Annotated in this window: 7 protein-coding genes; 5 read left to right on the top strand and 2 right to left on the bottom strand. The window is 51.8% G+C overall.

The genetic code is table 11. The features are described 5' to 3' along the window. Positions 1–41: 41 nt before the first annotated feature. Both ADH68_RS05145 and ADH68_RS05140 read right to left on the bottom strand, forming a co-directional pair. On the bottom strand, positions 42–1,484 hold the full coding sequence (locus ADH68_RS05145) for a Gfo/Idh/MocA family protein (protein WP_084274143.1): 1,443 nt from the start codon (positions 1,482–1,484) through the stop codon (positions 42–44). 140 nt (positions 1,485–1,624) lie between these two features. After that, complete coding sequence (locus ADH68_RS05140; protein ID WP_088294784.1) at positions 1,625–2,965, bottom strand: hypothetical protein; 1,341 nt, start codon at positions 2,963–2,965, stop codon at positions 1,625–1,627. Positions 2,966–3,320: 355 nt separating this feature from the next. On the opposite strand from ADH68_RS05140, the gene ADH68_RS05135 reads away from it, so the two are divergent. The 5 genes from ADH68_RS05135 to ADH68_RS05115 all read left to right on the top strand — a co-directional run bounded on the left by ADH68_RS05135 (position 3,321) and on the right by ADH68_RS05115 (position 13,259). Further along, positions 3,321–4,304 (top strand): IS30 family transposase, encoded by a 984-nt coding sequence (locus ADH68_RS05135; protein WP_068960594.1) that lies wholly within the window; start codon positions 3,321–3,323, stop codon positions 4,302–4,304. A gap of 295 nt (positions 4,305–4,599) precedes the next feature. Then, on the top strand, positions 4,600–5,967 hold the full coding sequence (locus tag ADH68_RS05130; protein ID WP_133169804.1) for a DUF4886 domain-containing protein: 1,368 nt from the start codon (positions 4,600–4,602) through the stop codon (positions 5,965–5,967). Positions 5,968–6,080: 113 nt separating this feature from the next. Next, positions 6,081–9,224, top strand: coding sequence for a SusC/RagA family TonB-linked outer membrane protein (locus ADH68_RS05125; RefSeq protein ID WP_232321405.1), 3,144 nt, complete (start codon positions 6,081–6,083; stop codon positions 9,222–9,224). A 39-nt stretch (positions 9,225–9,263) separates the two neighbouring features. Next, a complete protein-coding gene (locus tag ADH68_RS05120; protein WP_068961750.1) occupies positions 9,264–10,760 on the top strand; it encodes a RagB/SusD family nutrient uptake outer membrane protein in 1,497 nt (498 codons plus the stop codon). Positions 10,761–10,790: 30 nt separating this feature from the next. Then, entirely contained in the window at positions 10,791–13,259 is a 2,469-nt protein-coding gene (locus ADH68_RS05115; RefSeq protein ID WP_068961751.1) for a BACON domain-containing protein, read from the top strand. Positions 13,260–13,267 lie beyond the last annotated feature (8 nt).

Raw genomic sequence — 13,267 nt, 5'->3', positions numbered from 1 at the left:
TGTAAATAGTTGAGTTTAGGTACTCTGATTTGCTTGGATTATTATTTCATCACATCCTTGGCAGGGGCTGCCATTGCGTGGCGATAGCCTTTCACGCGATTCCAGGCGCCGCGTGTGAAGTCCGGTACCTCGACAGGCGCGGAGCCGTTGTTGATGGAAATCTCCGACAGGGGGATGAGCGAACACCATTCGGCCAGGTCGTATACATCCATGTCGAGAGGCAGACCGTTGCGCAGACAGTAGATGAGGCGATAGTCCATTATATAGTCCATTCCACCGTGTCCACCTACCTTTTTTGCCTGCTCGCCTACCTCACGTATGATAGGGTGGGTATATTTTTCCTCCAGAGCCTTTTTCTGAGCTGATGAGATGAAACTGTGGGCGCTCAGGTTTTCATGGTCGGGCATAGTGCCGTTGTCGGCAATCTGCTCCGGCTCGAATGCGTAGCCCTGCGAGGGATATTTGTTGGCGAATCCCTTTGTGCCTGTAAGCTGATACATGCGTGAATATGGCCTCGGTGTGAGTACGTCATGCTGTATGTGGATAGTCTTGCCGTTGGCGGTGCGTATCATTGTCATCGTGTGGTCACCGTTGAGGAATGTCTCGGGGCGTTTGCCTGTAGTTTCCTCGATGTATGCCGGGCCGTTGACAGCCTTGGTGTCCATTGACACGAGTGTGGTCATGCGGTCGCCTCGGTGTATGTCGAGAAGCTGACAGGCCGGCCCTACGCCATGGGTCGGATATACATCGCCGCGATGGTCGATGTTGTACTTCATACGCCAGTCGTTGTGGTAATATGGCCAGAATTCTTTCAGATCATGGATATAGCTTCCCTCTACGTGAAGCACTTCTCCGAAGAGTCCCTGCTGGGCCATATTGAGGGTGTTCATCTCAAAGAAGTCGTAGATACAGTTTTCGAGTTGCATGCAGTGACGGCGTGTGCGCTCGGAGGTGTTGATGAGCTGCCATATCTCGTCGAGATTAATGGCTGCGGGCACCTCGATTGCCACATGTTTGCCATGCTCCATGGCATATACGCCCATCGGAGCATGTGTCTTCCAGTCGGTCACTATATATACGAGGTCGATATCCTTCCGTTCACACAATTTCTTCCAGGCGTCTTCCGAGCCGGAGTATCCGGCGGCATCTGGCAGGCCCGCGCGCCGCAATATCATCTGAGCGGAGTCGACACGAGCCGGCTCAAGGTCGCACAGAGCTACTATGCGTGTGCCCGGTATATGGGTGAAACGTTCTACAGCGCTCGGACCGCGCATGCCAAGGCCGATAAATCCGATGCGCACAGTGTCAATCGGGGCTGCGGCAAATTCAAGCATGTCGGTCTGGCCTTTTGCGCGTTGGGGCACTTCAGTGCGGATGGGGTTGTAAGCATTACATTTTACAGATGCGGGAGTGCCATCTGCGGCACTTATTTCCGGCGATAAGGCAAATAGTGTTGCGGCGAGGAGAGCGATTACTTTTTTCATGATTTTGTTAATGTGAAAGATTATGGTGAGTTACAAATTTAGATATTGGTTATATAACGCGCAAATCTTGTATGAAAAAAAGCAATCGTTTTAGTGCAGATATCCGAAGGTAGAAATCCTTTTGTATCGGCAGTGTGGTGTCAGAATGAGAATTGGGCCATGATTCCGAATCGATGGGCCCACCGGTGTGCGCCGCTGAAGTTGTGGCGCACACCGAGGTCGATTTCCGCACCCATCTGCATGCGTGGAGTCAGGTTCCAGAAGATGTTGCCCACACCAAACATGCCATATTTGTATTCATCCGGGCTTACTGCTTTTGACGGTAGATAGCGTGTCTGGCTTGCCGCAACTGACACAAACAGATTGGGCAGGAAATTATACTGTACGCCCAGACACCATCCGAACGATGCCGGAGCATACAGCTTTCCGGGGAGTTCAGGGTCGCCGACAAGGTCGTAACTACCCATCAGCAAGTCGCCGCCCAGGCTCTGGTAGCCGTGGCCGTAGCATACATTGGCATATGTGGTGATGGCATTTGTGGGGCGCGCTACCGAACTCAGAAGCACTCCCCATCCCACGGTATTGTGGTTTCTGGCATTGATGAGATCGCGGTATGAGAGAGTGCGCATTATGCCGGCCAGTCTCACATGCTGTCCTGCGGCCCACTGGTATTGCATAAACGCTGCGAAATCAGGCACCCAGGGGCTTGCTTTCTCTGTGTATTCGTTGTCGGCGCCTATTGAGTTTTCCGGTGCCTCGACTGATACCGCTGCTGTCCACCGGTCTTTGAATGTATGCATATAGCGCACGAGTACCGCGGCTGGCGATATCTTGTTGTTGGGACCTTGTGCGTCGACAGTAGGGGGCAACGCCGCCGGGTCGCTGAATGTGGAACTGGCGTATCCGATGGTAAAGTCGTTGATTATGGCATATGCTTTCTTCAGCTGAAATCCGAGATACTGGTATCCGTTGAAGTTGGCCTCTATGTATAGCTGGTATTCTCCAAGCGATTTATTGCGTCCGAGCACCCGGAAAAACAGAGCTGTACCGGATGGCGATGTGCCGAGATGGCGCATGTCGGCGGGATCGGGCTCCATCGGTATGAGGTAGGGCGCGAATCCTCGTGACGGTATCGCCCCTCCCCAGTCGTAGTATGCGCGCATCCTCACGCATCCTCCGATACCCATGGCGAGCTGTGCGTCTTTGCTCATAAACAGAAAGTAGGGGGCTGCCGGGTCGGAGAAGTGGCGGAACTGGTCGTAATAGAATGTTGAGATTTTATGTCGTATCGAATCTACGTATGCTTGTGTGTCTGCATCAGCGGGGCGTCCGTCGATATATACGATTTTATGAGAACCGGCAAGAGAATCAATCTGCTGGTCGGCCAACGGTTTTTGTGCGTGTATGCTTGTTGCGTATATGATAGAGCCGGCAGCAAGTAACAATGCCGCGATACCGCGTTTCATGTCTTTTGACCTCATGTGTGAAAATTGTTTGGATAATGATAAATATGATTAATAAACACTATGGTTTCAACTTTTGTTTGTAAAACCACAATATTGCGCCTGTTGGAGTTTTCATATCGTAGAAATAGATTATGTTATCGGAATATTTCATGTTGTAGCGATGTTGTAGTGATGTGAAGATTCCAAATCGAAGTGCAAAACTTTGAGATGGGCATTAGTCATTCTCCTCTCTCCTTCTGGCGAGGGGATGCCCAAGCGGCGGGGGCGGCCTAAACCGCCCCCAAGAGCGAACAGCAGCAGAACATACTGGCAATACAAAATAAAAAGGGAGACCGAAGTCTCCCTGAGATTAACTAATTTTGTATTGCTTATGTACAGACAATTAACCTCGCAGCAAAGGTCGCAAATTTTCGCCTTACTGCAAAGAAAAACTTCGAGAGAAGAAATTGCCCTCATAGTAGGGTGCAGTCAGTCAACGCTTTGTCGTGAACTGAAGCGCAATTCCACAACCAAAGGCCACTATCTGTGGGAAAAGGCTCATGCCAAAGCCCTTGAACGCAGAAAGCGCACCACATCCAACAAGAAGCTCGACAGCGTGTTGGTGTGGCGTATAAAACAGATGATTATTGACCACCAATGGTCACCAGAACAAATTCGTGGCGTGTTGGCCAAGGAAGGTGTTTCCGTATCCATACAGACCATTTACAACATTATAAACGCTGATGAAAGCGGAGAACTGCGCCGTCACCGCAGACATCCCGACTTCCGACGACGACCAAAAGGCGAACGCAAACCCACTAAAGCCACCAACATACCAAACCGCACAAGCATACACGACAGACCGGCCGAGGCCGACGGCAAACGCTTTGGCGATTTTGAGATGGATCTTATTGTTGATGCCTACGGGCACGCGATTCTAGTGCTGCTTGAACGCATGACTGGCTTTGTGATGATGGAGAAACTACCTTACGGAAAAAGAGCCAAGCCATTGTCAAAGACTGTCGTGAGAATGCTGTACGCATACCGTAAATATCTTAAAACCATCACTACTGACAACGGCAGCGAGTTCGCGGCACACCTCGACATAACCGCCGGATTACGCATCAAAGGTCTCGATGATGTGACTGTTTACTTTGCCGACAGCTACTGCTCATGGCAGAAAGGAGCGGTCGAAAACATCAACAAACTCATCCGTCAATACATCCCCAAAAAGTCAAATTTCAATGATTTCACTGACCTATACATCAAGAATGTCGCAAAGAAACTAAACCTCAGACCACGGAAAAAACTCGGTTTTTCAAACCCGAAAACCGAGTTCTTCAAACAAATCGCTAATTTTGCACTTGCCAGTTGAACCTGCGGATGTTGTAGTGATGTTTCGTTTTGAAAAATATTTACTAAAATTATTTTTCGATATGTAAAAATATGGTTATATTTGTCGCCGATTCAGACAAATCGGCAGTCGGTGGAAGATGCGGATTGTCGAAAGAAACCTTACATTAACTCATCTAAGGCCATAAATGATTGATAATGAGAAATATAATGGGGGGGGTAGGACTCGCTCCTCTATACAGTTGAATGACAGTGCGGTCGTAAGACGGAATATCGATGTAAGATGTCGACGGTATTTCGGTTTTGCACTAACCCTGTTGGCGTTATTCTCATCTACGTCATGCACCCGCTCGGATAGTAATAGCGAGAATCTCGAAGTGGAACTGCCGGGCGATACGACTGTACTCCCTGAAGAAACGATTGATTACACCGGGTTGAGAAAATTCATCTCGGAGAGTGTCGGAAACTACGATTACTGTCGTACTGTCACAGCCGCCGGCGAGGAGTTCCGACTCGTATCCGTAAGTGGCAGAAATGTATCGGTAGCCAAAGGCCGTGTGCCCTATATTCTGACCGGAAGCGGAGGCGATATCATTGTCGACGGAAAAACATTGCGTGGAGATGCGGCTCCAAAGATATCTTATGACAGGGCGCCTGCAATATCGGCCACCCAGTCGGGCAATCTGTTGATTGACGGGGTTGACATAGGAGTGAAAGCCGGAAAGACACTTCAATGTGTGATAAATGCACGCAAGCACATATATTTCTGTTTCGACGATGTGACCATGACTCTCGGCAGCGAGATGTTTACCCCATATAATCCCGCACTTCCTGAGAACCGGAGTGAGTTGAATGTGCTTTTCATCGGCAACAGCTTTACGGTCGATGCTACCGAGCATCTTCCGGGAATGATTACAGCATCGGGTATCACAGGCGTGAATATGACACGCCTTTACCATGGAGGGTACACACTTCCTGAATATTACTCCAACTTTTATGCATCGGGCGTCTGCGCCCGCTACGACTATGTGTCCGGCGCTCAGTCGTGGAGCGGCAACAGCACTCTTGATGACACACCGTCCGACGCGCTTTCAGCCCGCGTATGGGATGTTATAGTAATCCAGGAGCACACCGGCCGCAGCGAGGCATGGTCGTGGCCCGGAGTGCTGGAGCCTGCTGTAGAAGGTTTGCGCGACATATTCTATACATTCCGCAAAGATAGCCGTCCCACGGTGGTCTACCTTATGTCGCAGACTTATAGCAATGGTTCCACTGTACTGCTTAATTCCTTCGGCAACAGCCGCGAGAAGATGTTTGCCACTACATCAGGTGTTGTGAAACAGCTGATGGCCGACACCGGTATCGATGTTGTCATATCCACCGGAGCAGTGCTGGAGAATCTACGCACTTCGAGGGTGAATGTAGACAATGGTCTCCAGCTCACACGCGACAGCTATCATATGGATTTCGGTCTTACACGCTATGCCGCTGCATGCGCGGTATTCGAGACAATAATCACCCCCGCTACCGGAAAGTCGATTGATGATTGTCCGTACCGTTATTCGGTGTCATCGACCGAATCGGGCAAATACTGCACTCCCGTTACCGACGACAACGCTCCTGTGGCGCAACAGGCCGCCCATGAAGCGGTAAGACATCCCTTTGCCGTTACGGCAATAAAATAAACAGGCCGGGGAGGTAACGCCTCCTGCGGCCTGTTGCCCTTATATACCCCTCGCTATAGACATTCTTAACCTTAACGTGTAGATACTTGAATTATTAACTAACCCAACATCTAATGAAACCAAGAAGCAGTGTTACAACAGCCGACACTCTGCGTGGTATCCTGATGAGGATATCCGTCGTGATGGTGTCGTTGCTTATGTGCGTGCCGCCGGCATTCAGCCAGGGCGCAGGCGGTATGGTAAAGGGTGTGGTAAGCGATGAGACCGGTGAACCTCTCACCGGAGCCGTGGTAAGTATTCCCGGCACCTCGCGCGGCACCTCTACCGACATTGACGGAGCGTATACCATCCGCGCCTCCGTAGGAGAAACTCTGGAATTCGCCTTTATCGGCTACGACAAGCAGCAGGTAAAGGTAAAGGAAGTTCCGGCCACAATCAACATCACTCTTAATCCTAACGCGCAGATGCAGATGGATGAGGTAGTGGTAATCGGTTACGGTACTGTCAAGAAAACCGACATGACCGGATCGGTGACCAATGTAAAGATGAGCGATATCAAGGATGCTCCCGTGCTCTCGGTCGACCAGGCTCTCCAGGGCCGTATTGCCGGTGCCGACATCATGAGTTCAACAGGTGAGCCGGGTGCCAATACCTCAATCCGTATACGAGGCACACGTTCTATCACCGCATCCAACGAACCTCTTATCGTTGTCGACGGTGTGATGGATGCCGTTCATGACCTTAACGACCTCAATATGGCCGATATCCAGTCGATTTCGGTATTGAAGGACGCATCATCCACCGCCATCTACGGTTCGCGTGGCTCCAATGGTGTAATCATCGTCACAACAAAGCAGGGAAGCGGCACGAGCGGAAAACCAAATATCACCCTAAAAGCCGATATCGGTTTCTCTCAGCTCCCCAAAGGCCTCGACATAATGAATGCGTCGGAATTCGCCCAATACCGCAACGACTATGCCTATTTCAACACTGCCGACGGCAATGATGCGGTAGGCGACGGCACTCCGCTCAGCAAATATCCCTATCCCGACCCGTTCTCGCTCGGAACCGGCACCGACTGGGTGAAGGAAATCACCCGCACTGCCCCGACTCAGAATTATGCCCTCTCAATCTCCGGCCGCAGCGCCAAGACCAGCTACTACGGCTCGATAAGCTACAATGACACCGAGGGTATCATCGAAAAGAGCGGCATGAAGCGCTTTACCGGACGCCTCAGCCTCGAACACGAATTCGCCAAATGGATTAAAGTAGGCTACAAAGGCACTTATACCCACCGCGACCAGGATATGAATCTCGCTTCAATCGGCGGCACGGCATATTATCAGGCGGCCATATACCTCAGTCCGCTTATCAAAGCCAACGACAACTTCAACCCATTGTGGAACAACGGACAGAAAATCAATACTCCGCGTTCGACAATCGACCTTAATACCCACAATCTGAAGCGCCGGTCGATGAACCATGCCATCACTTTCGATGTGACAATACTCCCTAACCTCAAATTCCGCAGCCAGAACTCATATTACACTTACGATCGACAGACATTCCGTTACTATCCGAGCACACTCCCCCGCAAGGTGGAGGGCGAAGGCGGCGAGGCCTACCGAGCCGACTGGAGCGAGTACACACTGTCGAGCGAGAACACACTTACATTCAACCTCAACACAAAGAGCGGACATAATCTCGACGTGATGGGAGGTTTCACCGGATATACCTACCACGGCGACAACTTCACCCTCGAAGGTAAAGGATATATGGACGATAATGTCAAGTGGAACAATATGAACGCTGTCCCCGACAAGGAGACATATTCCGCTGCAACATCCACGACAAAAAAGACCAAGATGTCGGCGCTTGCACGCTTCAACTATAACTACAAGCAGCGCTACTACGTTACTTTCACCGGTCGTTATGACGGTGCGTCAAACTTCGCCGCCAACAACAAGTGGGCGTTCTTCCCCTCGGGAGCTCTTAAGTGGAACGCCGCCAACGAGGCGTTTCTCAAGGGTGTCGACTGGCTCGACGAACTTTCTATACGTCTGAGCGCCGGGCGTACCGGCAACGACGCCATCTCGGCCTACCGTTCGATGGCCGCTCTGTCAAGCACCACCAACGGATACTTATTCGGTGGGTCACAGCCGGTTGCATTCTATCCCAGCCGCCTGGCGTCGCCCAACCTTACATGGGAGAAGACCGACCTTTACAATGTGGCTGCCGATATATCTCTGTTCAACGGCCGACTTACACTTACCGCCGAGGGATATATCTCCCGCACTACCGACCTGCTCCTTACCGTGCAGACCGCAAGCCAGTCGGGATATACCACCAGATTCACCAACCTTGGAAAAACCTCCAACAAGGGTGTCGAGCTCAGCATCGAGAGCCGCAATATCTCCAACCGCGATTTCTCATGGACTACCAACTTCACTCTCGCCCACAACAAGCAGATGGTAGATGAAATCGGCAGCGAGGACTTCGTGTCGGCACAGGATTCACCCGGCAATAATCCCTACATGATGCAGGGATATGTCAAGGGATATCCTCTCAATGCTCTTTGGGGATTCAAGTATGCCGGAGTATGGCACAGTGTCGACGAGTTCAACCGCAACAAAATCACCAAGGCCTATGCTCCACCGTCGACCCTCAACGACGGAAATATCGCCGGCAATCTCGGCACACCGCGCTACTATGATATAAACCGCGACGGAGTGCTCAGCCAGGACGACCTTGTGTATCTCGGCAACGCCGACCCGATTCTTTACGGAGGTCTGCAGAACAATTTCCGCTGGCGCAACTTCCGTCTGGGTGTTTACTTCACATACTCTATCGGAGGCAAGATTTACAACTATTCGGAGATTTATATGTCGGGCAGTAACTTCACCAACCAGTACCGCTATATGCTCGACTCATGGCATCCTGTGCGTAATCCCGAGTCTGACTACCCGCGTGCGGGAGCTGTCAATGCCCATGTGCCCTCCGACTTCATGGTTCATGATGCGTCCTATCTGCGTCTGAAAAACATCACATTCGGATATACTCTCGACCTCAGCGACAAATGCAAGTTCATGCGCGATGTCCAGTTTACGGTATCTGGCGAGAACCTCTGGCTCTGGAAGAAGTACAACGGATTTGACCCTGACGTGTCAAGCAGTGATGACTCGGCCCTGAGGCGTGTCGACATGGGCGCTTACCCCAAAGCCCGGACATTCGTGTTCAGCGTGCAGATGCGCTACTGATGACCGGCATATTCACAAATTATCATAATCAAGACGAAGATGAAAATCAAATATTTCCTGACAGCAGTAGCGGTAGCGGTAACGTCGGCTTTTTCCTCGTGCAGTCTCGATGAGGAGGTTGATGGATTCTCTGAGCCGCATACTTTCTATCAGAACCGGGCGCAATGTATCTCGGGTCTGAATTCCTGCTATATCCCGCTGAAAAATATATACACCTACAAGATGATGCTTGCCACGGAGTCGACTACCGACATAGCGTTTGCCCGCTCGGGCACACTCGACGCCGTGCTCGACCTCTCCCCCTCACAGCCACGCCACGGCGCCGACGTGTGGACATATTCCTATCGTGGAGTCATGTACTGCAACGCGGCAGAGGCTGGTATAACCAGCTCGCCGCTCTCGGAGGAGGACAAGATACCTCTGTTGGGCGAGGCCCGGATAATGCGTGCGTTCTACTACTACGTGCTCACGAGCTTCTTCGGCGACGTGCCTTACTATACTGTCGATGTAGCTACCGAGGAGATTCAGTATGAGGTGGCCCATCTGCCGCGTATGTCGGCTGTGGAGACACGCGAAAAGATTATAGCCGAACTCCTTGAAATCCTCCCTATGATGGAGCAGGCACGCACCTCCGATGTCGAGGGCAACCGCTCCGGCGCCGCCATGGGATGGATGCTCGTGACTAAGATGGCCATGTGGAACAAGGATTATGATACGGCTCTCTCTGCCATCGCCCGCCTTGAGGAGATATACGGCAGTCTCGACCAGTATCCGATCGACGATATCATGTTCCGCAACAAGAATACTCCCGAGTCAATATTCGAGATACAGCACACATACACTGCCGGCGGTGTCAACTACTCGTCGAACGTTGCAGCCATATGCATGCCTTATCCCAAGACTACCGGCGAGGCCATATACAACGGTGTGGAGATACCTATACTCGGCAAGGATGCCACAGCCTGGTCGCCTATGCTCCCGTCTGCTTATTTCTCCGGCTCGCTGATGTATGAAGGCACGGTCGACAAGCGTGATGCAATCAATCTCATCCACTCAGGCTACGAAGGACAGAAATTTCCCACCACAGGCTACACGGCCTTTGGTCCGAAATTCTGGTGCCCGGGTATGTCGGGTACTTACGATTCCAACAATTACAAGGTGTTCCGCTATGCCGATGCCCTGCTGATGAAGGCCGAGTGCTACTGCATGAAGGAGACCGATGCCGACAAGGCTGTAGAGTACCTCAACATGGTAAAGCGCCGCGCAGGTCTTGATGACTATCAGTTCCGCAACTGGACTAAACTCTTCCAGGAGATTATGGACGAGCGTGCCCGTGAGCTGTTCGGTGAGTTCCAGCGTAAGTTCGACCTCGTGAGGTGGGGTGTATGGTATGAACGCACCAATGCCTTTACCGGCTACGACAAGGTGCAGAACAACATGCGCCCCTGCCATGAGTATTATCCTATTCCCGACAAGGAAGTGGTATACTCGGGCTATGCTCTTGACAACAATGCCTATAAGGCCGATGGTCTATAGTAATCCTACTTATTTTTAATATCAGAACAAATGAAAACATCATATATAAATGTCCGGCTTTTCATGGCGGCCATGTTTATGACTCTCATTTCGGTATTCACATCGTGTGAGGAGGATTATAAGCTGGAACTGCCGCTTGCTGTGGCTCAGAATGAGCTCACTCTTGGTGCCGGAGGCGGGTCGACCCATGTGCTCGTATACAGTACCGGCGACTGGACTGCAACCCTCAAGAATCCTGCCGACGCCGCATGGGCCACTATCGACATGGGCTCGGGAAGCGGCAACGGCGAGTTTATATTCAGCTTTACTAAAAACCCGGGGATACCCCGCAAGGCGGTGGTGGTGCTGACTACCGGCTCCGACACAAAGGAGATTGCCATGGAGCAGTCGGGCTTTGTTACTGCTGCCGAAATGGTGTTCATGAAAAAGAGTTTCCGTATGCCCGGATGGGAAGCAGCCTCAGCCGTGGCTTTCGATACCAACCTTGGTCTTGCGCTTGACCGCATCACCTCAAAGGTTGAGTACGGCGATTTTGACACAGCCGAAGGGGCCGACAACAGTGCGGTAGAGACCACTCCGGCCACCGCTGACAACCCTGGATGGCTTACCGGTGTAGTTGTCGAGGAGGACTCGGTTCGGTTCAACGTCGCAGCCAACTCCGACGGAATGCCCCGCAAGGCCCGAATAACCCTGTCGGCCCGCAATACTGTAAGCGGACGCACATACACAACCTCTACAATTGTCGTGCAGGATGCCGATGGCGGCTATATCCGCTTCAATGCTCCCGACCAGGTTGCCGAGGTTGAGTCGTTTGCAAAGACCGTGTCGTTCCTCTGGGATACCAACATGGAGATGTTCTTCAACCGTATGAATGTCGATGTCGTTTACGAGGAGCCGGGCGAGGAATGGATTACAGGTTTCGTAATGACTCCCCAGGGCCTCCAGGCCAATATCCTCGAGAGCCACTACGACGGAGAGCGCCATGCCTCCATCACTGTGTCATACAACGGCAGTGAAGGCTCGGTGACAGCAGTGCGTTCCGTATTGCAGGTACGTCCGGCCCTTGAGGTGAACTTCTCCGACCTGCGCGCGCGTCTTGCATCGGCCGGTACTGTCAATCTTGAACGCGACTACATCATGGCGCAGGTAATCTCTGAGCCCGGCAACCCTAACCTGGAGACTAACCCGCATACTGCCTGGAACCAGTGTGATCTGACAGAGAGCGCTCGTACGGCCTATGTCCAGAGTATCGACGGCGCATATGGACTGCGTGTGAAGCTGGCCGATATAGCCGACATGTCCGCTCTGCCGCGTTACGCAACGGTGAAAATCGCCCTGGCCGGTCTTACTCTCGAACGTGAGGATACCCCTGCACGCTATACTCTGCGTGGATTCTCAGCCTCCAACATACTTGAGATGACTGAAGGAACCGTCTCTTCGCTTCCTGCCAAAGAACGCCATATCGGCCAACTTACCGACAATGATATCTATACATTCGTCACATTTAAAGACATGGAGGTATCGCTCCGCTACGGCTCGTGGGGAAATCTTCATAACGGATATCCTCACGTTTCCGACCTGATATCTGTAGGCGACAAGTCGACACACAGAGCCGACTGTATGCCGCGTTTCTTCCGCGACATAAACGGCGACGTGATTCCTATGCTTGTCAATGCCGAGACTCCGTGGAGATGCGAGGGTGTGCATGTGCCCAAAGGCTCAGGTACAGTGAAGGCCATTGTGGTATACGCTCCGCTTGACCGCCAGAAGGCCAACGGCGAGATGGGCGACTACCAGATTCGTGTCCTCAGCCGCGAGGATATAAATCTCCATGCCACACAGGGCTTCTCTACCGTAATCGCCGAATGGCAATGGAATTCATCGGCTGACATAAAGAAGGGAACCGACTCCGAGTCGAAAGTATATGCCAATACCGGCACAGGAGTAATGGATACCGACTGTCCGCTTACCGGTACCAAAACTGCTCTTACCGGTGGTTTCTTCAACCTGACGTTCGCCACGAAGAATCTCACCAATGCTTTCCGTTATTGCGGACCATGGTGGAACTTTACCGACAAGAAGGGATACAGCATCTCCTGGACATTCTCGACCGAGGGGCTTTCAGGCTCTAACCTCGCCATGATGATGACGTGTGCCAGCGGTCTGCAGGCTGTGCCGGTGCCGGTGCCAACCTATTGGCATATCGAGTATTCGACCGACGGCACTAAATTCACTATGCTGAAAAAGAATCTCATCATCTATCCTTGCCCCGTATGGGCGTATGAGAAAGGCGACTGTCCCGCAGGCAATGCCGAGTATATCATCGATCTTCCCGACTCTTTGTTCGGACAGAAGTCGGTGACTGTGCGCATGAGAGCGGCCTCCGCCAAAATGACCACGAAGGACGGTCTGGCCAAAGGCACAGTGAAAGCTACTACCGCCAAGGTCAATGACCAGTATATGCGCTTCGACGCCATAACTATCAAGTATAACAAGTAACGATATCC

The sequence above is a fragment of the Muribaculum intestinale genome (assembly GCF_002201515.1).
Lineage (GTDB): Bacteria > Bacteroidota > Bacteroidia > Bacteroidales > Muribaculaceae > Muribaculum > Muribaculum intestinale.
This window is presented reverse-complemented; position numbering and strand designations above follow the sequence as displayed.

What these genes read in the sequence shown, in the direction of transcription:
- ADH68_RS05145 (WP_084274143.1), bottom strand. Translation starts at nt 1,484, where the DNA reads ATGAAAAAAGTAATCGCTCTCCTCGCCGCAACACTATTTGCCTTATCG.
- ADH68_RS05140 (WP_088294784.1), bottom strand. Translation starts at nt 2,965, where the DNA reads ATGAGGTCAAAAGACATGAAACGCGGTATCGCGGCATTGTTACTTGCT.
- ADH68_RS05135 (WP_068960594.1), top strand. Translation starts at nt 3,321, where the DNA reads ATGTACAGACAATTAACCTCGCAGCAAAGGTCGCAAATTTTCGCCTTA.
- ADH68_RS05125 (WP_232321405.1), top strand. Translation starts at nt 6,081, where the DNA reads ATGAAACCAAGAAGCAGTGTTACAACAGCCGACACTCTGCGTGGTATC.
- ADH68_RS05120 (WP_068961750.1), top strand. Translation starts at nt 9,264, where the DNA reads ATGAAAATCAAATATTTCCTGACAGCAGTAGCGGTAGCGGTAACGTCG.
- ADH68_RS05115 (WP_068961751.1), top strand. Translation starts at nt 10,791, where the DNA reads ATGAAAACATCATATATAAATGTCCGGCTTTTCATGGCGGCCATGTTT.